The sequence below is a fragment of the Bacillus altaicus genome, from assembly GCF_042136375.2.
Taxonomy (GTDB): Bacteria; Bacillota; Bacilli; order Bacillales; family Bacillaceae_G; genus Bacillus_A; species Bacillus_A cereus_U.
The window spans coordinates 1,444,660-1,469,742 of sequence record NZ_CM143394.1; the positions used below are offsets into that span (position 1 = coordinate 1,444,660).

Here is a 25,083-nt window from a genome sequence, read left to right on the forward strand (position 1 = left end):
TGAAGTAAAGGAGAGTTGTGTATGAAGTGGAAACATGTAATTGGTGATGTTGAAGTGAATCGGGATTTAGTATTATTGCTCGTTATAGGAGGTTTATACACGCTCGCAATTTCTTTATCGAATACGTTTGTAAACATTTATTTATGGAAGCAAACACAAAATTATGTAAATCTGGGCTTGTATAATTTGGCCAGCGTTGTATTGCAGCCTCTAACATTTCTTGTGGGCGGGAAATTAGCGAAACGTATTGATCGCTCGATTTTATTGAGAATTGGTGTAGGCACGTTAGCTGTTTTTTTTATCGTCGTTTTAGTAGCGGGAAAAAGTGCATCTCACTATATTTTACTAATGGGAGCCCTTTTAGGAGTTGGTTATGGTTTTTATTGGCTCGCTTTTAACTTGTTGACATTTGAGATTACAGAACCAGAAACAAGAGATTTTTTTAACGGTTTTCTAGGACTTCTTACATCGTTCTCTGGAATGATTGGGCCGATAGCAGCAGGATATACAATTTCACGTATGGAAAAATGGAGTGGTTATACTGTCGTTTTCTTCCTCTCGTTACTGCTATTTGCGGTTGCAGTCGTTCTAAGCTTTTTTTTATCAAAGAGGGAATGTGAAGGACGCTATGAAATTGTGCAAGTATTGAAAGAGCGGCAAGTTGATGAAAACTGGGGAAGAATTACGCGTGCTCATTTCTTCCAAGGTTTGAGAGAGGGAACGTTTATTTTCGTTATTTCGGTATACGTCTATTTAGCATCTGGTAGCGAGTTAGCATTAGGGAAGTATAGTTTAGTGAATTCTGCAGTATCATTTGTATGCTATTATTTAGTTACTCGTCTGTTAAAGAAAGAATGGCGAAAAAAAGCAATTTTAATTGGTGGCATTATTTTATATGCGGTCGTATTTTTAGTTATTTTCAATGTTACATATACGAAATTACTTATTTATGCAGCATGTATCGCGGTTGCATATCCCATTTTACTCGTTCCGTACGGATCCATGACATACGATGTAATTGGTAGAGCAAAACAGGCGAGAGAATGGCGTGTAGAATATGTAGTTGTCAGGGAATTATGGTTAAATGCCGGAAGGATTTGTTCCATTTTAAGTTTTTTATGTGCTGTCATATTCTTTCCTCCTGAAAAAAGTTTACCTTTCTTACTATGTATTTTAGGAGCTGGACATTTTCTTATTTATTTTGCAGTTAAAAATGTCAAATATGAAGAGGGAAATGTGAACAAAACCAGCGTTGTAGCGCAAGGAAGCACGCAGAATCAAACTGAACCAGAAGGTTAACTTATCGTTTGTTTTATGCTAGAATAGAAAAAGATGTAAGACAGCAGTGAGGGCACCTGTATGAAGGTGTCCCTTTCACATTACATAGCTGTTGGTAGAGGGGGTTTGTATGAGTAAGAAGCAGAAAAAGAACCAGACAAAGACAAAAACCCACGTTCCCTTTCGGTTAAACGTGTTGTTTTTTTGCGTGTTTTTAATGTTCTCCGCAGTTATTGTAAGGCTTGGATACGTACAAATTGTTCGTGGCGAGGAATATAAAAATGAAGTTGAGAAAAAAGAAAATTCAACGATAAGTAATCCTGTACCACGCGGGAAAATATTTGATCGTAATGGAGAAGCGGTCGTAGATAATGAGCCTATTCGTACAATTACATTTACAAAAATGAAGGGATCAACTGCAGCAGATCGCTTAGAAACGGCGAAAAAGTTAGCAGATTTAATTGAAGTCCCAACAGATAAGTTAACAGATCGCGATAAAAAAGATTATTGGCTTGCTTTACATAAAGAAGAAGCAGAAACAAAAATCACAAAAAAAGATCGTGAAGAGCTTAAAATAAATAAAATTGACGATAAAGAACTGGATGAACGTCAACGAAATCGTGTGACAGAAGAAGAAATTAATCAACTGTCAGCAAAAGATTTAGAAATATTGGCGATCAAAAGTAAGATGGAAAGCGGATATGCAATGACGCCGCAAATCGTTAAAAAAAATGCAACACCGGAAGAATACGCGATTATTAGTGAAAATTTAGCGAAATTACCAGGTGTAGATACAAATGTTGACTGGGAGCGAAAATATAAGTATGACGATATGTTCCGAAGTGTACTTGGTGGTGTAACTTCTTCTGATGAAGGGTTACCGAGAGAAAGGTTAGATTACTATCTTGTTCGTGATTATAATCGTAATGATCGCGTAGGAAAAAGTTACCTTGAGCAACAGTACGAAGATAGTTTACACGGCACAAAAGCTGAAGTTAGAAATGTTACAGATAAAGAGGGTAATATTTTAGAAACTATTAATGTGTCACAAGGACAACGAGGTAACGATCTGAATTTAACAATTGATATGGCATTACAAAAGCGCGTAGAAGAAATTCTTACGAAAAACTTAATGAGATTTAAAGGGAGCGAACCTCTTTTAGACCGTGCATTCGTTGTAATGATGAACCCGAAAAATGGTGAAGTTTTATCTATGGCGGGGAAACAATTAGTGAATAAAGACGGTGAAACGAAAGTAGAAGATTTTGCATTAGGAACGATGACGAGTTCTTATCCGATGGGTTCAACTGTAAAAGGTGCGACAGTACTTACGGGATATCAAACTGGTGCAATTCAACCTGGATCTGTACAGTTAGATGAACCAATTAAATTAAAAGGGACACCTACGAAGTCATCTTGGAAAACGATGGGGTATATTAATGACCTTACAGCGTTAAAAATGTCTTCTAACGTTTATATGTTTAAAACAGCGATGAATATTGCAGGGGTTCCGTACATACGAGGCGGTACGTTAGATATCCCGCAAAAAGCATTTGATACTATGCGTTATTATTTTGGGCAGTTTGGGCTTGGTGTAAAAACAGGAATTGATTTGCCAAATGAAACTGCTGGTCAAATAGGTAAAGGGAATCAACCAGGTTTCTTATTAGATTTATCAATCGGACAGTATGATACGTATACACCGCTTCAATTAGCGCAATATATTTCGACGATTGCAAATGGTGGATATCGTATGCAACCCCAAGTTGTAAAGGAAATCCGTCAGCCATCGGCGAAACCAGAGGAAGTTGGAAAAGTTGTTCAATCCATGGAACCGAAAGTGTTAAATCGTGTTGATATGCCTGAATCACAAATTAAACGTGTTCAAGAAGGATTTAGACAAGTGTTTAACGATTCAGGTGGTACAGCTACAAAGTACTTTGCAGGTGCACCATATAAAGCAGCTGGGAAAACAGGTACAGCTCAAACTGTATATGGCGGAGATAAAGAGATTGGTAGAAATGCAAAAGGTGAGCGTGTTGAAACATATAACTTAACATTAGTAGGTTATGCGCCACTTGAAGACCCAGAAGTAGCATTTTCTGTTGTTGTGCCATGGGTACATGATGACAAAACAGGGATTAATGGATATATTGGTCGTGAAATAATGGACGCTTACTTTGATTTGAAAAAACAAGCATTAACTGGTGAAGCTCCAAAAGATGAAAAAGAGAAAAAAAGTAATGCACAAGATGATGAATAAAAAAGTTGTAAAAAAAGCACACTATCTGAAAAGATAGTGTGCTTTTTTTTATGCTTTATGCATATGGTTTAGTAAATGTGGACAAGCGTAAAATGTTGAAAAAAACATATAGTTTCAAAAACGATGAACATAACGAGATGAGTGCATACGCTCTAAGTTTGTCTTGTGTGGTAGGAGATAGCAGTTTTATGGATGATTAGAAAATTCCCTGCATCTAAAGTAAAAAAGTGAAAATAAAGTTTGTGTATACAGTTGTTTTTGTGGAACTTTACAAAACTTTTACAAACAATTAAAACCGAATTAATAGTTTAGCAGTATTCTTATATCTGTAATCCTGTTATTTCCGGTTACTTCTAGGAGGAAGAACACGTGAAATGGATGAGCGCATCGATTAAAGTTTTGACATTATCGACATGTTTCCTTTGTTTTAATATGTCTACTGCATTCGCTACAAATGAAATGGGAGAAGTGAGAGTTGATGGATCCTCAACGGTTTTTCCTATTATAGAGGCAGTAGCAGAGGAATATACAAAGGCCCATCCAAACGTGAAAATTTCTATTAGTATTTCTGGGACAGGAGGAGGATTTAATCGTTTCAGTAAAGGAGAAGTAGATATAAATAATGCTTCGAGATTGATGAAACCGGTAGAAGAAAATGCAATGCAGAAAAACTCCATTCAATTTACACCATTTGAGGTTGCTTATGATGGTCTAACGATTGTTGTGAATCGTCAAAATACGTGGGTAAACAATATGACGATAGACGAGTTATGTCTATTATGGAGTGAAAATGGAAGATTGAAACGATGGTCACAAATTCATTCATCATGGCCACGTGAACAAGTTAAATTTTATGCGCCAGGCGTAGACTCTGGTACTTATGATTATTTCCAAAATGTTGTCTTACAAAATAATCGCCTTGTAAAAACGATTTCTTTGTCTGAAGACGATCAAGTTATTATGCAAGGGGTAATGAATGATAAAAATGCCATTGCTTTTGTAGGATATGCTTATTATATGGCCAATCGAGATAAGGTAAAAGCAATACAGGTGGATGGTGTATTTCCAACGAAAGAGACCATTCAATCGGGTACGTATAAGCCATTATCTAGGCCGCTATTTACGTATGTGAATCATGCATCTATCAGAAATAAAATTAATGTAGCAAATTATGTTGAGTTTATGATTAAGCATGTTGGAAGCCTTGCTGAAGAGGTCGGATATGTAAAATTACCAAAAGAAAAATATAATGAACAGCTGCGAATGTTAACAGAAATAAAAAGGTAATGTCAGGGTGGAAAGGGGTTTTCATCTTTGGCTCATAATGACAAAAGTCAAATTACACTTTCTGTACAACATTTGATTGAGAGAAATACAAATAGAAGAAAAAAAACGCAGCGAATCAATCGAATTGTTCCGTTAATACTAAAAGTCATTGCTAGCGTGTCCATTGTAACGACACTTGGAATTATTATTACGTTGGCAAATGAAACAATCATGTTTTTTCAAAAGATATCCTTGTATTCTTTTTTGACAGAGAAAGAATGGTTACCTTTTTTTGAAGATCCGAAATTCGGTATATTACCACTTATATGTGGAACAATCCTTGTAACAGCAATTGCCATGTTCGTAGCAATTCCTATTGGTTTAGGTTGTGCCGTGTTTTTAAGCGAATACGCTTCGAATGGCGCTCGGAAAATATTAAAACCGTTGTTAGAGCTACTAGCAGGCATCCCGACAATTGTATATGGTTTTTTCGCGTTAACAGTTGTCACACCACTTTTACAACGCGTTATACCAGATTTGCAGTTTTTTAATGCTATTAGTCCGGGTATTGTTATAGGGTTCATGATGATCCCGACGATTGCGTCTCTCTCTGAAGATGCGATGAGGGCTGTAGAAAAAGGAATTAAAGAAGCCTCATTAGCGCTAGGAGCGACTCGTTTTGAGATGGTAAAACAAGTGGTGTTTCCATCGGCTTTTACGGGCATAATGGCAGCGATTATATTAGCAGCTTCCAGGGCAATTGGTGAAACGATGATTGTTGTTATTGCAGCTGGATCAACACCTAATGTATCGATAGATCCGACTCATTCTATTCAAACATTAACAGCCTATATTGTACAAGTGAGTTTAGGTGATGCTCCGCACGGAACGATTACTTATTACAGCATGTATGCTGTAGGTGCAACGTTATTTATGTTTACTTTTATTATGAATATCATTTCGCAATATATTATGCGCCGTTTTAGGAGGGTGACATAATATGCGAATGTTAAACCATAAAAAAATACAAGAAAATATGGCATCGCGTTTTTTAAAGGATCGGATTTACAAGTGTTTGTTTTATATAGCAATTTTGTTTTCAGTAGTAATACTTTTTATATTGCTTTTTCAAATTTTTGAAAAAGGTATAAGTTATCTTTCAATAGATTTCTTTACAAACTTCGCCTCACGTAATCCGAGAGAAGCTGGGATTGTAGCTGCTTTGTCAGGAACAATACTATTTATGAGCATTGTTATACCGGTCTCTTTTATATTTGGAGTCGGAACAGCTCTTTATTTAGAGCATTATGCGAAGGAGTCCGTTTTTAAAAAGTTAATAGAATTAAATAATCAAACATTAGCAGGGGTACCTTCCGTTGTGTTTGGTTTACTCGGGTTAACTATTTTCGTATACGCTCTCCATTTAGGAGAGAGCATAATTGCAGCGGCACTGACGATGAGTTTACTCGTCTTACCAACTGTTGTGGTAGCTAGTCAAGAAGCGATTCGAACTGTACCGAGCTTATTACTAGAGGCTTCTTATGGATTAGGTGCTACGAAGTGGCAAACGATGTATCAAATTGTATTGCCAGTAGCTTTACCAGGGATTGTAACGGGATGTACGTTAGCGGTATCGAGAGCAATTGGTGAGGCAGCACCATTATTAGTCATTGGAGCCCTTGCCTTTGCAAATTATGTTCCGTTCAGTATGTTTGATAGATTTACGGTTTTACCAATTCAAATTTTTAATTGGATGAGTAGACCGCAAGAAGAATTTCAGTATGTAGCAGCAGCAGGGATGATTGTTTTGCTAGGATTGCTGCTCTTTATAAATATATTTGTCTTATGGTTACGAAATCGAAAATAAGTTGGAAGTGGATGAAAGGGGAATTCAAATGGTAGCAACAGTAGTAAATGTACAGGTGAAAAATGAGAAAAAGATTGAGACAGCACCAAAAAAAGTAGTATTTGATACGAAAAATTTAAATTTATGGTACGGAGAAGACCACGCTTTAAAAGATATCAACTTAAGTATTCATGAGAATGAAGTAACAGCGATTATCGGTCCAAGTGGTTGTGGTAAATCAACGTACTTAAAAACACTAAATCGTATGGTAGAGTTAGTGCCTATCGTTCGAACTACGGGCGTTATCGAATATAGAGAACGAAACATATTCGAAAAGTCATATCCGGTTGAAGAATTGCGTACGCATGTGGGAATGGTGTTCCAAAAGCCAAATCCATTCCCAAAATCTATTTATGAAAATGTAGCATATGGCCCGAAAATCCATGGTGTTCGTGACAAAAAAACACTTGATGAAATCGTTGAAAAGAGCTTGCGCGGAGCAGCGATTTGGGATGAGTTAAAAGATCGTTTGCATGATAATGCATATGGTTTATCAGGTGGACAGCAACAGCGCCTATGTATTGCACGCTGCTTAGCGATTGAGCCAGACGTAATTTTAATGGATGAACCAACATCGGCGCTAGATCCAATTTCAACATCAAAAGTAGAAGAGCTAATTCAGGAGTTAAAGAAAGATTTTAGTATTGTTATCGTGACGCACAACATGCAACAAGCAGCACGTATTTCAGATAAAACCGCTTTCTTCTTAAGTGGAGAAGTTGTGGAATATACAGATACGAACAAATTATTTACAACACCTACAGATAAGCGTACAGAAGACTACATTACAGGACGATTTGGTTGATGTTGTTGTAAGGCTAAGAGTAAATGCCCTCTTAACAGAGAGCATTTCTCACTTTCACCTCATTCTAATAGGGGAGTAATATTTCTCTTTTCTCAAGGCTTAATAACCATACAAGAGGCTGGGTAGGGGATTTATATAAAATGGCACATAATATTGAGGGGGAAGAAACGATGGTAAGAGAACAGTTTCAATGTGATTTAAAAACGTTACAGCAAAAGGTGATCGAGCTTGGTGAGTTAGCAAGGGAAGCTTTATTGATTGCTATGGAAGGTCTTCACAACAGGGATGTAGAGAAAGCGTTAGAAGTCATTGATGGGGATTATCGCATGGATAATTTAGAAGAGGAAATAAATGACCTTGCGCTTATGCTTATTACAAAGCAGCAGCCTGTAGCAAGTGATTTAAGAAGGATTTTCATTGCAATTAAAACAGCGACAGATTTAGAACGTATTGCAGACCATGCTGTTAATATTGCGAAATCAACAATTCGTCTTGGTGAAAAAGAAGTGGTCGTTAGCTTGCGTAATCTTGAGGAAATGTTTGAGATTGCTCATAAGATGTTAAATTTAGCATTAGAAGCATATGAGCAAGAAAATTTAACTTTTGCTAAACAAATTGCTGAAATGGATGATTCAGTTGATGAAATTTATGGGAAAGCGATTCGTGAATTTATTTCCTCTGTCCCTGGACAACCAGAAGCGATTACACAAATTACACAACTATCCTTTGTTGCAAGATATATTGAGCGTGTAGCAGACCATGTTACAAATATTGCTGAGAATGTATTTTATTTAGTAAAAGGAAAGCATTATTTATTGAATGAGTAGGGGAAAAAGTAGGTGATGAGAAATCACCTGCTTTTTTTAGTCAAAACATGACAAAAAAAGCTCGTTGTTTCCTTTAGTCTATGATGATAAGATGTATCATAATTAATGGAAAAATAAGTACATATGTGTTAGTTACGTTTTATTAATTATTTTACCAAGTTAATGGTAAGCGCTTTCTTTTTTATCGGGAGTTAAAAGATACATGTATTCATGAAGTGAGGCTTTAATTAGTGGGGCTGTCTCTCACTGATTGTTAGATCATACCAAAATGGACTTTTCCTGCAGTTAATGTGGGATAAATGATATACGGAGTTCTTGAACATTATATAAGTGGAGGCTGAAGTATATGAAGGGGGTTATTTTAGCTGGAGGAAAAGGGAGACGTCTTAGACCATTAACATGTAATACTCCAAAACCGATGTTACCATTGTTAGAAAAACCAGTTCTTGAATATAATATTGAATTATTACGTCAGCATGGTATTCGTGAAATTGCAATTACAGTTCAATATATGAGTACTGCCATTAAGCAATACTTTGGTGATGGTAGTAAGTGGGGAGTTAACTTGTATTATTTTGAAGATTCTCCCCCGCTTGGAACAGCAGGGAGCATTAAGCAAGCGGAAAGTTTTTTAGATGAAACATTTGTTGTTATTAGTGGGGATGCATTAACTGACTTTCAATTATCAGAAGGAATTGCATTTCATGAACAGAAGAAGAGAATGGTAACGATGTTTGCGAAAGAAGTAGAAAACCCACTCTCATTTGGGTTAGTTGTAATGAATAAAGAACAAGAAATTATACGATATATAGAAAAACCGAGCTGGAATGAGGTAGTTTCTAATATTGTAAATACAGGTATTTATATAATGGAGCCAGAAATCTTTTCTTACATACCATCCATGGAATTTTCGGATTTCAGTCATGATGTGTTTCCGTTATTGGCTAATAAAAATGCTTTATTTGCATATTTATCAGAAGACTATTGGCTAGATATTGGTACATTTGATCAATATCGGCAAGCTCAATTCGATTTGTTGACGAAAAAATTGAAGGTGCCTATTCCATATACAGAAGTATTACCAATGGTGTGGATGGGAGAAGGTGTAACGATAGGAAAAGGAACGAAAATTCATGGTCCTTCTTTTATTGGAGAAGGAGTAATAATTGGTGCGGGGGCTGTAATTGAACCGTACTCTATTATCGGGAAAAATAGTATCGTTTCAAGTTATTCTCATCTGCAAAAAAGCATCATTTTTGCAAACGCTCATATAGGAAAAAATTGTGAGTTGCTAGAAACAACAATAGGAGATCATACAATGGTCGAAGATGATGTTACACTTTTTCAAAAAAGTATTGTAGCGGACCATTGTCATATAGGGAAAAGTACAGTAATTAAGCAAAAAGGAAAAATATGGCCATATAAGGAGATAGATAGTCATTCGATAGTAGGTTCTGCCGGTGTTAAAGAGAGTGAAAAGAGTGCAGGGTGGTTACAAAAAAGCCGGATTGTAGGAAGGGGTAATGTTGAAATTACTCCTCAATTTATTGTGAAAGTTGCAATGGCTTATGGATCTCTTTTTGCCAAAGGAGAGAGTATATTGATTGGAAGTCAGGAAAATATAGAAACAACTTCCTTTAAAAATTTATTCCTCCATGCCATTCATGGCAGCGGGATTCATACGATGGAGTGTAAAGAAATGAATGAGTCGCTTTTTCAGTATGCCATTCACAATCTGCAATGTGCAGGTGGAGTTTTCGTTCAAGTGGAAAGCGAAAGAGGGATTGTTATACAATTGTATGGTAAGGAGGGCTCATTTTTAACGTATAAGCAGCAAAAAGCGATAGAACAAGTATATATGTCTGAGTCGTTTTATTACGCTTGTGAGAAAGAAATGGGGCGAAATAAGCTAGTTCACGTTTCTGTAAATAATTATGTAGAAGCTGTGTTGGAGCGTATTGATATTGAAACGATACAAAAACAGAAGTTTCATCTCCTTATTAATAAGAGAAATGATATGTTACAACATTTACTTATGCTCTTTCTACAAAGGCTTGGATGCACAGTTACATGGATTTATGCGAGTGAACAAAAAGATCATGTGAAAGCTCTGATGAAATCGAGTAAAGCAAATATGGCGCTTATGTTTTCTGAACATGGAAATCGCTTCGAATTATATGACACTCACAGCAATATTTACCAAGGAACTGATTTTGAAGAAGTAGATATTCCGGATTTATTACTCGAATCAGCAGATAATGTTTACCCGATGTCTTTGAAATTAGGGGGATGTTATCTCCTCTTTTATATGCGTAATGAAAAAAACTCTTTTCAAATAAGATGGAAGCGAGATATTTTATATCGAATTGGAAAATTATTTGAATTAATAGCGTTGCAAGGAAAAACATTACTTAGCATAGCAGAGCAATCACCTCCACTGTATCTACTTTATGATGAAGTTGTATGTTCATGGAAGGAAAAAGGGAAAGTAATGAGGAAATTATTGGCCGATATGGAAATAAAAGAAGAAGGTATATTTGAAGGGATACAGTTCAAATATGCAGAAAAAGAGTGGTCTTATATCGTTTCTGATACAAAACAACCAAAATTTTTGGTGTATTCACATGCTAGAAACCCAGTGATAGCAAGGGAAAACATGAAAAATCTTATAGAAAAAATTAGACAATATCAAAAGGTGTAGAATTTTTATTTTAAAAGTGGTATTATAGTATAGTCTGATTTAAGTTATTAGTGACTGGAGGGAAATAAGAATGCGTGTGAATATTACTCTAGCATGTACAGAATGCGGAGATCGTAACTATATCTCAAAGAAAAATAAACGTAACAACGCTGAGCGTATCGAGCTTAAAAAGTATTGCAAGCGTGACAAGAAGTCTACGTTACACCGTGAAACAAAGTAAGCAGTAGGAATATTTTCCTACTGTTTCTTTTTTTTATGCGATTCCTACGTAAAAGTGATACACTATCTTCGTAGAGTAAAGTGTCACTGCAAGGGGGAAAAGTGTGTGAAAGAAGAGAAAATACGTTTACGCAAACAAATAATAGAACACATGAATTCTTTATCTGAAGAACAGTATACAACTTTATCGGAACAAATTGCAGTTTCGGTGTATGGACAAAAAGAGTGGGTTGAAGCTAAAACAATTGGAATCACTCTCTCGATGGAGCAAGAAGTCAATACATATCCTATTATCGAAAAAGCTTGGGAAGAAGGAAAGAAAATTGTTGTTCCGAAGTGTAATAAAGGGACAAGAACGATGTCTTTTCGACAAATTAGTAATTTAAATCAATTAGAAACAGTATATATGAATTTACGTGAACCGATTCCAGCACTTACGGAAGAAGTGAATGCGTGTGAAATTGATCTTCTTATCGTGCCAGGAGTAGCTTATACACAGCGAGGAGAACGGATTGGATATGGCGGTGGCTACTATGATCGTTATCTCGTGCACTATAAAGGGAAAACGCTATCATTAGCTTATGATTTTCAAATTGTAAAACATATTCCGGTAGAGCCATTTGATAAAAATGTAGAAAAAATTATTACAGAAAAAGGAACAATGGTTATAAATGGGCTTGTATAGACAAATAAAAATTGACGAGACTTTTTCTTCTTGATTATAATAAAATATGTGAACGTTTTCTTATTATAATTTTTTTATAGTAAGTGAGCATAAAGGGTGATGAAATGATATCCATTTATGATATTCAGCAATTGCTAAAGAAATTTGGCACGATTATTTATACGGGTGATCGAATCGCTGATTTACAATTAATGCAAGATGAATTGCGTGAATTAAATCAATCACAGCTAATCGATCCACAAGACTATCAAACCGCTTTATTTTTATTGAAGCAAGAAATTCAAAAAGAGATAAATAAGAAATAGATAAAGGTAGGTACGTAACATGGAAGAGAAATGGTTAGTTGGTGTTGACCTTGGTGGTACAACGATTAAATTAGCATTTATTAATGTGTACGGTGAAATTTTACATAAGTGGGAAATCCCTACGAATACAAATGAACAAGGAAAACATATTACACTTGATGTAGCGAAAGCTATTGATAAAAAGTTAGAAGAATTAGGTGAATTAAAAAGCAAGCTAATTGGTATTGGTATGGGAGCTCCTGGTCCTGTACATGTGGCATCTGGAATGATTTATGAAGCGGTTAATTTAGGATGGAAAAACTATCCGTTAAAAGATTTACTAGAAGTAGAAACGGGATTACCTGTTGTTATTGATAATGATGCAAACTTAGCGGCGCTTGGTGAAATGTGGAAAGGTGCTGGTGAAGGAGCAAAAGATTTAATTTGTATGACACTTGGCACTGGTGTTGGTGGTGGTGTTATCGCCAATGGTGAGATTGTACATGGTATAAGCGGTGCTGCTGGTGAGATTGGACATATTACAGTTGTTACAGAGAACGCTTTTCCATGTAATTGCGGGAAGTCGGGTTGTTTAGAAACGGTAGCCTCTGCAACAGGTATTGTGCGTGTTGCTATGCAACAAATACAAGAGACAGATAAAGAAAGTGTTTTACGTTCTATGTTAGCAGAAGAAGGGCTTATTACATCAAAAGATGTGTTTGAAGCGCTTGGACAAGGTGACGAACTAGCAGGTGAAGTAGTGGAAAAAGTAGCTTCTTATTTAGGATTAGCTGTAGCGAACCTTGCTAGTACGTTGAACCCAGAGAAAATCGTAATTGGTGGTGGCGTATCTAAAGCTGGAGACGCACTATTAGAGCCAATTCAACGTTATTTCGAGCAATATGCTTTCTCTCGTGCTGTAAAGAGCACAAAGTTAGCAATTGCAATACTTGGTAATGATGCAGGTGTAATTGGAGGAGCGTGGCTTGTAAAAAAGCACAAATACGAGGCGAAGATGATATAAGTTGTGAATAATGAAAAGAGGAAGGGGCCCCCTTCCTCTTTTTATGCAAGATCTTGTTGGAGAATAAAAATGTAAATGGATTAAGCTGTTGGTGGGTACCCATTATATAGAACAGTCATGATTGTAAACCATCCGAAAACAAGTACAGTTGCAATAGCGAAGCCGCCCGCGAATAAGTTTTTTTCGCGAAGTGTTCTAAGCGTAGCAAATACAGCTAACAGAGTGACTAGCGTAAAAATAATAACAAGGCCCATACAATATCCTCCTCTGTCTCCTCATTCCTTAGGATGAGTTTTTAGAATATTTACTCTTTTATATTGTACATGTTTTAAAAATGATTGTCGAGATAACACCCCTTCTTTTCCTAAGAGAAAGAAATGTTGTATCATTAAAAGTAAATTAAATAACTGGAGGAGATTTTCATATGAAATGGATACAAATGCCGTTAGGCCCATTACAAACAAATGCTTATATTTTAACGAATGATCAAAATGAGTGTATTATCTTTGATCCTGGCCATGAAGGAGAGAAACTTGTTACATATTTACAAGAAGCACAGTTAAAACCACTTGCGGTTTTATTAACACATGCTCATTTCGATCATATCGGTGCTGTTGATGCGGTGAGAGACGCTTTTCATATTCCTGTATACGTACATAAAGAAGAAGCGGATTGGTTAGGCGATGCAACTGTGAATGGCTCGCAAATTTTTATGATGAACCGCAGTATTACAGCAAAACCAGCAGATCATATTATTGACGAAGAGGGTACATTAACGATCGGTTCTTTTAGTTTTGAAATTTTTGAGACACCAGGACATTCTCCAGGAAGTATTTCTTATTACAGTAAAGAAGCGAATGCTGTATTTTCTGGAGATGTATTGTTCCAAATGAGTATTGGAAGAACGGATTTACCTGGTGGAAGTTTTGCTGAATTAATTGGAAGTATTGAAGAGAAATTATTTGTATTACCAGATGAAACAGCGGTGCTATGTGGACACGGTCCAGAAACAAGCATTGGTTTTGAAAAAGAAAATAATCCATTTTTACAATAAGGGGTCATTATGGGGATGGAGCTCAATTTAAGAGAATGGATGGGAAAAGAAAAGGATCATTCGATTTCATATAGTACGTATATGAACCTCGCATTATATGCAGAGGGACATGGGTATTATATGAGAGAACGTGAAAAAATTGGCAGACAGGGAGATTTTTTTACGAGTAGCAATGTATCCTCTGTATTTGCGAAGACTTTTGCTAAGTTTTTTATTCGGCTTGTTGAAAAGGGAGAAGTTTCTCCAAATATTTGTGAGATTGGTGGGGGAACAGGAAAGTTTGCCTATGATGTTTTACAAGAATGGAAACAATTATCTCCGGAAACCTTTATCAATTTAAACTATTCAATTATTGAAGTGAGCCCTTTTCATAGAAGGCTACAACAGGAGAGGCTTTGCTTATTTGATAATGTGTCGTATTATACATCTTATATTGAAATGGGAGAGTCTTTCGAAGGAATTATTTTTTCGAATGAATTATTTGATGCGTTTCCTGTTGAGATAGTTGAGAAAAGAAATGGAATTTTGTATGAAGTACGTATCACGTATACAGATGAGGGAAACCTTACAGAAGTATTTAGACCGATAGAGAAAAGAGTCGGTCGTTACTTATTGAAATATAACATTCATATTGCTGAGGGACAGCGCTTTGAAGTGCCTATTGCAATGGAAGAGTATATAGAAGAGATTGCGAAATGGTTTCAGAAAGGTATATGTATTACAGTTGATTATGGATATACAAAAGAAGAATGGATGCATCCTGCACATCGTGAAGGAAGTTTAAGAGGATATTATAAGCACAAGTTAATTCGTAATCCTCTTGCATATCCAGGAGAAATGGACCTAACTACGCATGTTCATTGGGATGAGTTGAAGATGAATTTTGAGCTACAAGGAATGAATACGATATGGCATAGGAAGCAATCAGAGTTTTTGTTAGCAGCAGGAATATTAGATCAGCTTGCTAGCCATCAAGATACCAACCCTTTTTCTGAAACTCAAAAACGAAATCGAGCAGTTCGTTCTATGATTTTGAACGGAAGCTTAGGAAGTGCCTTTGATGTTGTTATACACACGAAAGATATGAAGAATTTACTTTTGAATCAATATTTAACAATATGAAAAAAACAAGACACAGTATTTTCTGTGTCTTGTTTTTTAATACGACTTATGTAGTATTATATATTTCCTCTCATGATATATATTTATATTAAAGATATGAGATGAAAAATATAGAATACGTTCTTTTTCTCTGCCTATAGGTCCCTAACCTAATAATACGCGAACGAGTTGAATAATTGTTTCGTTTTCTACTTTGTAGTAAATTTCCAATCCTTTTCTTTCACTAGAAACGATTTTAGCACTTTTTAACTTTGCTAAATGCTGTGAAATTGTAGATTGTGGCATGTTTAAGCCTGTGTACATTGTAGAAACGTTGCTTGGGCCACGTTCAATTAATCCCTTTACAATACATAAGCGAACAGGATGAGCAAGCACTTTCAATAATTCTGCATTGCTTTCATATAGTTCTATTTCTTTTTGAAAGGTTTCTAACATGTTCTTTTCCACCTCCGTGTGAGCTGTTATACCATACTATACATACCAAAAAATTAAAGAAAAGAAAACAGTTGTTGCAGAAAAAAAGTCCTAAAGTAAAGAAATTGTAAGAAAAGAGACCCTGATGTAAATAAAATAGATAAATTAGCACAGTTTTGTAAAATGACATTTTTAGGTGAAAATTTTGATGCGTTTTAAAAATTGGAAGATATAGATATATTCGTAACACAATTTTATCATGATTTTCTTATTCTTTCAAATGAATATACGAAATTTTTAAAATAATATGACAAAGGAATCATAATGTTATATATAGAATATATAACAGGTTAAAAGAAAAGAAGCTGATTATGATCAGCTTCTTTATGATGATAATGAAATGTTTGGATGTAACTGATAAATCTTCGAATGAGCAAGTCATTAGTCATTTATTCTAGAGTTCATTTTTTATCAACTTTAAGAATCTGTGGTTCCATATATTTTCATAAAAATCAATCGTCTCTTGTGCAGACATAAATGAATTATTCAAAGTAGAGGTTGCTTTTTGTACCATGAAGTTTTCGTATCCCAATCCATGAGCAAATTTAATCGTAGTATCCATGCAGTACTCTGTTTGGGCACCGCAAAATTCAATACGATGTACAGATAATTGATCTAAAATTTCTTTTAAGTTTGTTTTATAAAATGAATTTGCATGTGTTTTTCTTACAAAAAAATCTTGTTCTTGAACATCTAGATCGGTATGAATAGCCCAAAGTTCTTTTTCGGGTACTAAATCATCATCACAATGTTGAACAAAAATGATTGGTTTATTTGATTTTCTGTATGAAGAAATTCTTTTATTTACTTTTGTAAGCAAGTTTTGTAAATCAAATAAATGCTCTCCGCTATAACATACCCCATTTTGTAAATCGATAACGATTAAAATATCTGCACAAGTATCCATTATTTTTACCCCTTTTTTATTTCTTAATATATCAATTAATCCATTACTTGGAAATAGATGATATATTTTTATTTTTTAATGAAGGATACAAAAAGAAAAAACATTAAAATGAATATGCTAGACAGCATAAAAAGAAGATATGAAAACTTAATTTCATATCTTCTTTTCTCTCTATGCATTTACAGGTTCTTCTACATAAGAAAGAGCATTTTCGAAATCGGATATTAAATCGTTAACATTTTCAAGACCAACCGATAAACGGAGTAATGAATTGGAAATACCTCTTTCATCACGTGCTTCCTGTGATAAGGCTGCATGTGACATTTTTGCTGGATATGAAAGAATAGATTCAACAGCTCCTAGACTAACCGCAAAAACGGGCAGTTTAACTTTTGATAAGAATTGGCGCAGTGCATCTTCGGATTGTAAGGTGAAAGATAAAACAGCCCCAGCCGATGTTGCTTGATTTTGTTGAATACTATAACCAAGATGTGATTGTAATCCAGGGTAATAGACATTTTGAACTTTAGAGTGCTCTTGTAAAAAATGTGCGATTTTGTTGGCACCTGCAGCTGAATGTTCGAGACGTACATGCAGTGTTTTAATGCCGCGAAGCACGAGAGAACAATCTTGCGGTCCTAAAATAGCACCAAAAGCGTTTTGTAGAAAGCCGAGCTTTTGAGCAAGCTCTTCATCTTTTACGACAGCTAATCCGGCGGTGACATCACTATGACCAGCAATAAATTTTGTTGCACTATGAAGAACAACATCGGCGCCAAGGTCAAGTGGCTTTTGAAATAGTGGTGTCAAAAATGTATTATCAACAAAAGTAAGAGCATCAATAGATTTTGCAAGATTAGAAACAGCACGAATATCTGTCACTTTTAAAAGTGGGTTAGAAGGTGTTTCTACATAAAAGAGCTTCGTATTTGGTTTAATGTTTTCTTTTACTTCTTCCACATTGGTCATATCAACAAATGTATGTGAAACACCATAACGGGAGAGAACTTCAGTAACAATTCGATAAGTGCCTCCATATACATCTTCTGAAATAAGAACATGGTCACCTTGTGAAAGAAGGAGAAATGCAGTAGAAATGGCTGCAATGCCTGATGCAAAGGCAAATCCTTTTGTCCCGCCTTCTAATAAAGCAATGATATCTTCAAGAGCTTCACGTGTTGGATTTCCAGATCTACTATAGTCATACTTTCCGAAAGCATCTACATCGAACTGATGAAATGTTGATGTGTTATAGATGGGAACGTTAACAGCTCCTGTGTGTGAGTCATGCTTGTATTGATTATGCAGTAAAAGCGTATCTATGGAATAGCTCATATTTTTACACCTTCTTTTACAAGTTTAATTGCTTGCTTTAAGTCTTGAATTAAATCATTGCTATTTTCGATGCCGACTGAAAAACGGAGAAGACGATTACACACACCGCGTGCTGTTCGAATATCTTCTGGAATATCGGCATGAGTTTGCGTTGCTGGATAAGTCATTAAACTTTCGACGCCGCCAAGACTTTCAGCAAATGTAATTAAGGATAAAGATTGTAAGAAAGGATTAATCCAAGTTTCATCTTGAAGGCGAAATGAAATCATACCACCTCTTCCTGGATAAAATACATCTGTCACACCATCTTCATCATTTAAATAAGCAACAATTGCATGAGCATTTTCTTCATGCTGTTTCATGCGGAGTGCTAAAGTTTTCATCCCTCGAATTAATAGCCATGAATCAAACGGGCTTAAGACAGCACCAGAGGCATTATGATAATGAGCAAGCTCCTCGCAAAGAGATTTCCCTTTCGCAACGACAAGTCCGCTTAGTACATCGTTATGTCCGCCTAAATATTTAGTTGCGCTATGAAGGACGATGTTTGCACCTTCTGTTAATGGTTGCTGTATATAAGGTGTATAGAACGTGTTATCTACAATAAGAAGTAGTCCGTGCCTTTTCGCTACACTTGCTACACTTACGATATCAGTTACTTGCATTAATGGATTAGTCGGTGTTTCTATGAAAATAGCCTTCGTTTGAGATGTGATTGCTTGCTCAATTTGTTTAATAGATTGTGTATCTACGTATCTACATCGAATATTCCACTTGTCTTCATGTTCGGAAAATAGACGATATGTTCCTCCGTATAAGTCTTCGGATACGATAAGCTCATCTCCGGAACGGAATAGTGAAAGGACAAGGAGAACAGCCGCCATTCCTGAACTACAGGCATACCCTTGTTCACCGCTTTCTAAGTCTGCAATTGCCTGTTCTAAAAGACCGCGAGTCGGATTTCCAGTTCTTGAATAGTCAAAGCCAGTAGATTTACCAATTCCTTCGTGACGATAAGCAGTTGAGAAATAAACAGGTGGATTAACAGTTCCTGTTGTAGCTTCGCTACGGTTCCCGATTTGTGCTAGTTTTGTTTCGATTGTTGACATGTGAAAATTCCCCCTTTTTAAAGTGAACGACTAAGTGAAAATAAAAAAAGCCTTCTAAGAAGAAGGCTTTCGGATTGAATAGAGTCTTCTTCTCATCTGTCAAATCTTTAACAATTTGCTGGAATTAGCACCTTATTAACGAATGAATGTTAATGGTTGCTGAGGCGTCATAGGGCCAGTCCCTCTACCTCTCTAGATAAGAATGTGCGTATGAAATTTTTATTATGTTTTTAACTTTACAACAAAAGATAATTGAATTGCAACTTTATTTTAAATAATTTTTATTTTTCCGCAAGTGTCATTGACTTTTATTTTAGTGCATGCTAAATTTATAAAAAATTAACAAACATTGTTAAAAGGGGAACGTATTTCCTTTTAGCTACATAAATAAAATAATAAAGACAAACTCTTATTGAGAGCGGTGGAGGGAAAGGCCCTGTGAAACCCAGCAACCTTCAAACTAAATGTTTGAAACGGTGCTAAAACCTGCAAAACGTGTGTTTTGCATAATAAGAGGAGGAACAATTATGTCCCCCTCTTCAAAGTGAAGAGGGGGTTTTTATATTGATAGAAATGAGGGAGATTCGTGAAATTACTAGATTTATTATCAAAAGGAATTGTAATAGGTGATGGTGCGGTTGGAACGTTATTACATTCACATGGTTTACAAAGTAGTTTTGAAGAATTGAATTTGTCTGATCCGGACTTAATTATATCGATCCATAAACAATATGTAGCTGCTGGAGCGGATGTTATTCAAACGAATACGTATGGTGCGAATGAAGCGAAACTCCGCATGTATGGTCTAGAAAATCAAGTTGTCCAAATTAATAAAGCGGCAGTGAATATTGCGAAAGCATCAGTAACAGAGCGGAATGCAATTTTAGGGACAATTGGAGGTATGAAACATATTGGTGCTGTTACAACGACTGATATAGAGCGAGAATTTATGTTACTTGAGCAGGCAGGTGCTTTACTAGAAGAACAGGTTGATGGATTACTATTAGAAACTTTTTATGATGAATTTGAATTATTGCATGCCGTTAAAGTATTGCGTAAACAAACGAATATTCCGATTGTTGCTCAGTTAGCGTTACATGAGGCAGGTACGACTCAAAATGGGAATGATGTCAATGAAGTATTAAAACAGCTTTTGGATTACGGTGCCAATGTTGTTGGATTGAACTGTCAACTAGGGCCACTTCATATGACGGAAGCTTTCAAGATGATATCGATTCCTCAAAATGGCTATTTATCAGCATATCCGAATGCAGGTCTCCCGAATTATGTGGAAGGGCGTTACGTATATGAGGGAAGTCCAGCGTATTTTGAAGAGATGACACCAAACTTTATTGAACAAGGTATTCGTTTATTAGGTGGTTGTTGTGGTACTACCCCGGAACATATTGAAGGAATGAAACGTGCTATCGCAAATGTTGCACCTGTAATAGCAAAGGAGACGATTCAAAGGCCTAAAGTGGTCCATACACAGGAGAAGCGTTCGAGAGCTCATGTCACTCTCGCAGAAAAGGCAAAGAAACAAACGACAGTTGTAGTGGAATTAGATCCACCGAAAACGTTAGACACGCAGCGATTTTTTGAAGGGGCAAGAGCACTGAAAAGGGCTGGAGCGGATGCTATTACCCTAGCAGATAATTCATTAGCATCTCCTCGCGTTTCGAATATGGCTATGGGTGCATTATTAACGAAGCATGATATTCCAGTATTGACGCACTTAACGTGTAGAGACCATAACGTCATTGGACTACAGTCTCACTTGCTTGGATTATCAGCATTAGGTATGGAGGAAGTGCTAGCTTTAACTGGTGATCCAGCGCGCGTTGGTGATTTTCCAGGTGCAACTTCTGTATATGATTTGTCATCTATAGAGCTAATTAAAATGATTAAAGAGATGAACGACGGTCGCTCTATTTTAGGGAAATCAATTGGTCCGGCAACAAGATTTTCTGTCGGAGGGGCATTCAATCCTCATGTAAGGCATTTAAAAGCAGCGGTAAAGCGAATGGAACGAAAAATTGATGCTGGAGCAGAATATTTCTTAACTCAGCCAATTTATGATGTAGCTTTAATTAAAGAAGTATATGAAGCGACAAAGCATTTGGAACAACCCATCTTTATTGGAATTATGCCGTTAGTAAGTAAGCGGAATGCAGATTTTCTTCATTTTGAAGTACCGGGTATTACGCTCCCTGAAGAGATAAGACAAAGAATGGATGGACATGAAACGAAAGAGGCTGCTATCGAGGAAGGAATTCGTATTTCACAAGAGTTGATTGATGCGGCAATGAAATATTTTAACGGTATTTATCTTATTACGCCGTTTTTAAAATATGAAATTACAGAACATCTCGTGAAATATGTGAGAGAAAAGCAAGAAGTGAAAGAGGGTATTAATTGATGAAACGAATAGAAGAGAGATTACAACATGAAATTTTAATATTAGATGGTGCAATGGGAACGATGATCCAGCAAGAAGACTTAACAGCGGAAGATTTTGGAGGAGAAGAATACGAAGGTTGTAATGAATATTTAGTAAAAACAAGACCGGATGTGATTTTAAATATTCATAAAGTCTACATTGAAGCTGGTGCAGATATTATTGAAACGAATACGTTTGGTGCAACAAATATTGTATTAAGTGATTATGCATTGTCTCATTTAGATGAAGAGTTAAACGAAAGGGCAGCGCTTTTGGCGAAGCGAGCAGTCAAAGAAAGTGGGAAAGAAGTATATGTTGCGGGAGCGATGGGACCAACGACGAAAGCGATTAGTGTTACAGGTGGTGTAACTTTTGAAGAGTTAATCGAAGCCTATACAAGGCAAGCGAGAGGACTATTAAGAGGAGAAGTTGATGTATTGCTCGTTGAGACGAGTCAAGATATGCGTAATGTGAAAGCTGCGTACCTTGGAATTCAAGCGGCGTTTGAAGAACTAAACAAAATAGTACCTATTATGATTTCTGGAACAATTGAACCGATGGGAACGACTTTAGCGGGTCAAACGATCGAAGCCTTTTATTTATCGGTAGAGCATATGAAGCCATTATCGGTTGGGTTAAACTGTGCTACTGGTCCAGAATTTATGAGGGAACATATGCGTTCTCTATCTGATTTATCGGAGTGTTATATTTCTTGTTATCCAAACGCTGGTCTTCCTGATGAAGATGGACATTATCACGAATCTCCGGCGTCACTTGCTGAAAAAGTAAAACGTTTTGCTGAAGAAGGATGGATTAATATTATTGGTGGTTGTTGTGGCACAACACCAGAACATATAAGTGCAATGAAATTGGCGCTTGCCTCGATTAATCCTCGTGAGCATCATGAAAGGGTTGGACATGGAATTAGTGGACTAGAAGCGTTGCAATATGATGATTCTATGAGGCCCCTATTTGTTGGAGAAAGGACGAACGTAATTGGATCGCGTAAGTTTAAAAGATTAGTAGCAGAAGGGAAATTTGAAGAGGCTGCTGAAGTGGCAAGAGCGCAAGTGAAGAAAAATGCTCATATTATTGATATTTGTATGGCAGACCCTGACCGTGATGAAATAGAAGATATGGAAAGATTCTTGGCAGAAGTTACGAAAGTGTTAAAAGTACCAATTATGATTGATTCAACAGATGAAAATGTTATGGCGAAAGCTCTTACTTATATTCAAGGAAAAGGTGTTATCAATTCTATTAATTTAGAGGATGGAGAAGAACGTTTTGAAAAAGTGACACCCCTTCTTCGGAAATACGGTGCTGCGATAGTTGTAGGGACAATTGATGAAGATGGTATGGCAGTTAGTGCAGAAAGAAAGATAGAGATTGCTAAAAGAAGCTATGAATTACTAACGAAGAAGTATGGTATACGCCCATCTGATATTATTTTTGATGCGCTGGTGTTTCCTGTAGGAACAGGTGATGAAGAATATATAGGTTCAGCGGCAGCGACTATAGAAGGAATTCGTCTTATTAAAGAAGCGTTACCAGAATGTTTAACGATTCTAGGTGTGAGTAACATATCTTTTGGTTTACCACCAGCTGGACGTGAAGTATTAAACTCTGTCTTTCTATACCATGCAACGAAAGCAGGATTAGATTATGCGATTGTTAACACGGAAAAATTAGAGCGCTATGCGTCAATTCCAGAGGAAGAAAAACGTATGGCAGATGCATTATTATTTGAAACGACGAAAGAGACGTTAGAAAAATTCACAAACTTTTATCGTGTTGCCAAAAAGAAAGATGTCGTTATACAAGAAACGCTAACACTTGATGAACGACTGGCAAACTATATTGTAGAAGGTACGAAGCAAGGACTACAAGAAGATCTAAGTCTCGCGCTTACAGAAGGACGAAAACCTCTGGATATTATTAACGGGCCGCTTATGACAGGAATGGATGAGGTGGGGCGATTATTTAATGGTAATGAGCTTATCGTTGCTGAAGTATTACAAAGTGCTGAAAGTATGAAAGCTGCCGTAAGTTATTTAGAGCCACATATGGAATCTAGTGATAGTGCCAAAAAAGGGAGAGTATTATTAGCGACTGTAAAAGGTGACGTACATGATATTGGGAAAAATCTCGTTGAAATTATTTTATCAAATAACGGATATGAAATTATTAATTTAGGAATTAATGTTCGTTCGGATCGAATTGTTCAAGAAGTACAAGAAAAGAAACCAGATATTATTGGTCTTTCTGGTTTGTTAGTAAAATCCGCACAACAAATGGTAACGACTGCCGAAGATTTAAAAGCAGCGAATATTGATATTCCAATTGTTGTAGGTGGTGCAGCGTTAACGAGAAAGTTTACAGATAATCGTATTTCGCCATCATATAAAGGGCTCGTCTGTTATGCAAGTGATGCGATGACAGGTCTTGATATTATTAACAAATTACAAAAAGAAGAAGAACGTGAAAAGATGAAGCAAGATAAAAAGGAACGCCATCTTCATATTGTGAAACAAGAGGAGAAAAAAATAGAAATTCCCGCAGTTATTGAGCCGTTGCCAAAAGCAACTGTTATGATACCAGATTCGACGAAACGAGTTGTATTACGGGATATTCCTACCCTTCATCTTGCACCGTTTTTAAATAGACAAATGTTAATTGGACACCATCTTGGGTTAAAAGGAAACGTAAAAAAACTCTTGCAAGAAGGGGATAAAAGAGCACATGAGCTAAATGATTTAATTGATGAATTATTACAAGAAGGACAATCTTGGTTACGCCCAAAAGCGGTGTATCAATTTTTCCCGGCGCAAAGTGATGGACAAAATATAATTATATACGATCCGGAAGATCACACACGTATCATAGAGCGATTTGAATTTCCGAGACAAGGGAAAGCACCATACCGTACTTTAGGAGATTATATACGACCGATTGGAGATGAGATGGATTATGTCGCTTTCTTATCTGTTACCGTTGGAGAAGGGGTTCGAGATATTGCAGAGGAATGGAAGGCGAAGGGAGATTATTTACGCAGTCATGCGATTCAGTCGTTAGCGCTTGAATTAGCAGAAGGACTTGCTGAAAAAACACATATGCTCATTCGTGATCGTTGGGGAATTCCAGATTCACCTGAACTGACGATGGAAGAGAGATTCCGCACAAAATATAGAGGAATACGCGTGTCATTTGGTTATCCAGCATGCCCAGAACTTGCTGATCAAGAAAAATTATTTCGCTTAATTCATCCAGAAGAAATTGGTATTTCATTAACAGAAGGATTTATGATGGAGCCAGAAGCGTCTGTAACGGCTATGGTATTTTCTCACCCTGAGGCAAGGTATTTTAGTGTACTATAGTGTAGAA

General features: G+C 36.3%; 21 protein-coding genes and 2 riboswitches. Of the genes, 16 read left to right on the forward strand and 5 right to left on the reverse strand.

All coding sequences use genetic code 11. The features are described from left to right. Positions 1 to 21 precede the first annotated feature (21 nt). The 12 genes from ACE38F_RS07575 (at position 22) to glcK (ending at position 13,258) form a co-directional block, all read left to right on the forward strand. Positions 22 to 1,299: an MFS transporter gene (locus ACE38F_RS07575; RefSeq protein WP_215554205.1), complete on the forward strand. Its 1,278-nt coding sequence runs from the start codon at positions 22 to 24 to the stop codon at positions 1,297 to 1,299. Positions 1,300 to 1,408: 109 nt separating this feature from the next. Further along, positions 1,409 to 3,541, forward strand: coding sequence for a peptidoglycan D,D-transpeptidase FtsI family protein (locus tag ACE38F_RS07580; RefSeq protein ID WP_341305845.1), 2,133 nt, complete (start codon positions 1,409 to 1,411; stop codon positions 3,539 to 3,541). A gap of 369 nt (positions 3,542 to 3,910) precedes the next feature. After that, entirely contained in the window at positions 3,911 to 4,828 is a 918-nt protein-coding gene (locus ACE38F_RS07585) for a PstS family phosphate ABC transporter substrate-binding protein (protein ID WP_375369545.1), read from the forward strand. Between the two features lie 27 nt (positions 4,829 to 4,855). Next, on the forward strand, positions 4,856 to 5,806 hold the full coding sequence (gene pstC, locus ACE38F_RS07590) for a phosphate ABC transporter permease subunit PstC (RefSeq protein ID WP_341305847.1): 951 nt from the start codon (positions 4,856 to 4,858) through the stop codon (positions 5,804 to 5,806). Position 5,807: 1 nt separating this feature from the next. After that, positions 5,808 to 6,674, forward strand: coding sequence for a phosphate ABC transporter permease PstA (gene pstA / locus ACE38F_RS07595; protein ID WP_002143148.1), 867 nt, complete (start codon positions 5,808 to 5,810; stop codon positions 6,672 to 6,674). A gap of 28 nt (positions 6,675 to 6,702) precedes the next feature. Further along, positions 6,703 to 7,518, forward strand: coding sequence for a phosphate ABC transporter ATP-binding protein (pstB, locus tag ACE38F_RS07600; RefSeq protein WP_002111857.1), 816 nt, complete (start codon positions 6,703 to 6,705; stop codon positions 7,516 to 7,518). A 170-nt stretch (positions 7,519 to 7,688) separates the two neighbouring features. After that, positions 7,689 to 8,345 (forward strand): phosphate signaling complex protein PhoU, encoded by a 657-nt coding sequence (gene phoU, locus ACE38F_RS07605; RefSeq protein WP_375369633.1) that lies wholly within the window; start codon positions 7,689 to 7,691, stop codon positions 8,343 to 8,345. A gap of 346 nt (positions 8,346 to 8,691) precedes the next feature. Continuing rightward, complete coding sequence (locus ACE38F_RS07610; protein ID WP_375369543.1) at positions 8,692 to 11,046, forward strand: sugar phosphate nucleotidyltransferase; 2,355 nt, start codon at positions 8,692 to 8,694, stop codon at positions 11,044 to 11,046. Between the two features lie 70 nt (positions 11,047 to 11,116). Further along, a complete protein-coding gene (gene rpmG, locus ACE38F_RS07615) occupies positions 11,117 to 11,266 on the forward strand; it encodes a 50S ribosomal protein L33 (protein WP_001265616.1) in 150 nt (49 codons plus the stop codon). A gap of 105 nt (positions 11,267 to 11,371) precedes the next feature. Continuing rightward, positions 11,372 to 11,950, forward strand: coding sequence for a 5-formyltetrahydrofolate cyclo-ligase (locus tag ACE38F_RS07620; protein WP_215554200.1), 579 nt, complete (start codon positions 11,372 to 11,374; stop codon positions 11,948 to 11,950). A 104-nt stretch (positions 11,951 to 12,054) separates the two neighbouring features. Beyond that, positions 12,055 to 12,255 (forward strand): YqgQ family protein, encoded by a 201-nt coding sequence (locus ACE38F_RS07625; protein WP_002015140.1) that lies wholly within the window; start codon positions 12,055 to 12,057, stop codon positions 12,253 to 12,255. Between the two features lie 19 nt (positions 12,256 to 12,274). Beyond that, positions 12,275 to 13,258, forward strand: a complete 984-nt coding sequence (glcK, locus tag ACE38F_RS07630) for a glucokinase (protein WP_002034037.1) — start codon at positions 12,275 to 12,277, stop codon at positions 13,256 to 13,258. An 80-nt stretch (positions 13,259 to 13,338) separates the two neighbouring features. Here the strand turns inward: glcK and ACE38F_RS07635 are convergent, their stop codons facing one another. Beyond that, on the reverse strand, positions 13,339 to 13,512 hold the full coding sequence (locus ACE38F_RS07635) for a DUF2759 domain-containing protein (protein ID WP_002015138.1): 174 nt from the start codon (positions 13,510 to 13,512) through the stop codon (positions 13,339 to 13,341). 170 nt (positions 13,513 to 13,682) lie between these two features. On the opposite strand from ACE38F_RS07635, the gene ACE38F_RS07640 reads away from it, so the two are divergent. Continuing rightward, positions 13,683 to 14,312 (forward strand): MBL fold metallo-hydrolase, encoded by a 630-nt coding sequence (locus ACE38F_RS07640; protein WP_002015137.1) that lies wholly within the window; start codon positions 13,683 to 13,685, stop codon positions 14,310 to 14,312. 9 nt (positions 14,313 to 14,321) lie between these two features. Further along, the gene (locus ACE38F_RS07645) at positions 14,322 to 15,434 is read left to right on the forward strand and encodes a class I SAM-dependent methyltransferase (protein ID WP_375369540.1); all 1,113 of its coding nucleotides are present in this window, start codon (positions 14,322 to 14,324) and stop codon (positions 15,432 to 15,434) included. 144 nt (positions 15,435 to 15,578) lie between these two features. Here the strand turns inward: ACE38F_RS07645 and ACE38F_RS07650 are convergent, their stop codons facing one another. The 4 genes from ACE38F_RS07650 to metI form a co-directional block, all read right to left on the reverse strand. Then, a complete protein-coding gene (locus tag ACE38F_RS07650) occupies positions 15,579 to 15,869 on the reverse strand; it encodes an ArsR/SmtB family transcription factor (RefSeq protein ID WP_000894375.1) in 291 nt (96 codons plus the stop codon). A 433-nt stretch (positions 15,870 to 16,302) separates the two neighbouring features. Further along, a complete protein-coding gene (locus tag ACE38F_RS07655) occupies positions 16,303 to 16,815 on the reverse strand; it encodes a cysteine hydrolase family protein (RefSeq protein WP_375369539.1) in 513 nt (170 codons plus the stop codon). A 171-nt stretch (positions 16,816 to 16,986) separates the two neighbouring features. Next, positions 16,987 to 18,150 (reverse strand): cystathionine beta-lyase, encoded by a 1,164-nt coding sequence (gene metC / locus ACE38F_RS07660; protein ID WP_002160473.1) that lies wholly within the window; start codon positions 18,148 to 18,150, stop codon positions 16,987 to 16,989. Further along, entirely contained in the window at positions 18,147 to 19,259 is a 1,113-nt protein-coding gene (metI, locus tag ACE38F_RS07665; RefSeq protein ID WP_002160474.1) for a cystathionine gamma-synthase/O-acetylhomoserine thiolyase, read from the reverse strand. The genes metC and metI overlap by 4 nt, the downstream gene beginning before the upstream one ends. Positions 19,260 to 19,348: 89 nt before the next feature. Further along, a riboswitch (SAM riboswitch) is annotated at positions 19,349 to 19,462 on the reverse strand. Between the two features lie 203 nt (positions 19,463 to 19,665). Beyond that, positions 19,666 to 19,775: riboswitch (SAM riboswitch) on the forward strand. 70 nt (positions 19,776 to 19,845) lie between these two features. Here metI and ACE38F_RS07670 point away from each other — a divergent pair. Beyond that, complete coding sequence (locus ACE38F_RS07670) at positions 19,846 to 21,678, forward strand: bifunctional homocysteine S-methyltransferase/methylenetetrahydrofolate reductase (RefSeq protein WP_341305852.1); 1,833 nt, start codon at positions 19,846 to 19,848, stop codon at positions 21,676 to 21,678. Further along, on the forward strand, positions 21,678 to 25,076 hold the full coding sequence (gene metH / locus ACE38F_RS07675; RefSeq protein ID WP_215556634.1) for a methionine synthase: 3,399 nt from the start codon (positions 21,678 to 21,680) through the stop codon (positions 25,074 to 25,076). Before ACE38F_RS07670 ends, metH begins: the two co-directional genes overlap by 1 nt. The last annotated feature ends 7 nt before the right edge of the window (positions 25,077 to 25,083 follow it).

Coding starts and splice junctions, on each gene's coding strand:
- ACE38F_RS07640 (WP_002015137.1), top strand. CDS start 13,683: ATGAAATGGATACAAATGCCGTTAGGCCCATTACAAACAAATGCTTAT.
- ACE38F_RS07610 (WP_375369543.1), top strand. CDS start 8,692: ATGAAGGGGGTTATTTTAGCTGGAGGAAAAGGGAGACGTCTTAGACCA.
- ACE38F_RS07645 (WP_375369540.1), top strand. CDS start 14,322: ATGGGGATGGAGCTCAATTTAAGAGAATGGATGGGAAAAGAAAAGGAT.
- ACE38F_RS07580 (WP_341305845.1), top strand. CDS start 1,409: ATGAGTAAGAAGCAGAAAAAGAACCAGACAAAGACAAAAACCCACGTT.
- phoU (WP_375369633.1), top strand. CDS start 7,689: ATGGTAAGAGAACAGTTTCAATGTGATTTAAAAACGTTACAGCAAAAG.
- ACE38F_RS07635 (WP_002015138.1), bottom strand. CDS start 13,512: ATGGGCCTTGTTATTATTTTTACGCTAGTCACTCTGTTAGCTGTATTT.
- metH (WP_215556634.1), top strand. CDS start 21,678: ATGAAACGAATAGAAGAGAGATTACAACATGAAATTTTAATATTAGAT.
- ACE38F_RS07655 (WP_375369539.1), bottom strand. CDS start 16,815: ATGGATACTTGTGCAGATATTTTAATCGTTATCGATTTACAAAATGGG.
- pstA (WP_002143148.1), top strand. CDS start 5,808: ATGCGAATGTTAAACCATAAAAAAATACAAGAAAATATGGCATCGCGT.
- rpmG (WP_001265616.1), top strand. CDS start 11,117: ATGCGTGTGAATATTACTCTAGCATGTACAGAATGCGGAGATCGTAAC.
- metC (WP_002160473.1), bottom strand. CDS start 18,150: ATGAGCTATTCCATAGATACGCTTTTACTGCATAATCAATACAAGCAT.
- ACE38F_RS07650 (WP_000894375.1), bottom strand. CDS start 15,869: ATGTTAGAAACCTTTCAAAAAGAAATAGAACTATATGAAAGCAATGCA.
- pstB (WP_002111857.1), top strand. CDS start 6,703: ATGGTAGCAACAGTAGTAAATGTACAGGTGAAAAATGAGAAAAAGATT.
- ACE38F_RS07575 (WP_215554205.1), top strand. CDS start 22: ATGAAGTGGAAACATGTAATTGGTGATGTTGAAGTGAATCGGGATTTA.
- metI (WP_002160474.1), bottom strand. CDS start 19,259: ATGTCAACAATCGAAACAAAACTAGCACAAATCGGGAACCGTAGCGAA.
- ACE38F_RS07625 (WP_002015140.1), top strand. CDS start 12,055: ATGATATCCATTTATGATATTCAGCAATTGCTAAAGAAATTTGGCACG.
- glcK (WP_002034037.1), top strand. CDS start 12,275: ATGGAAGAGAAATGGTTAGTTGGTGTTGACCTTGGTGGTACAACGATT.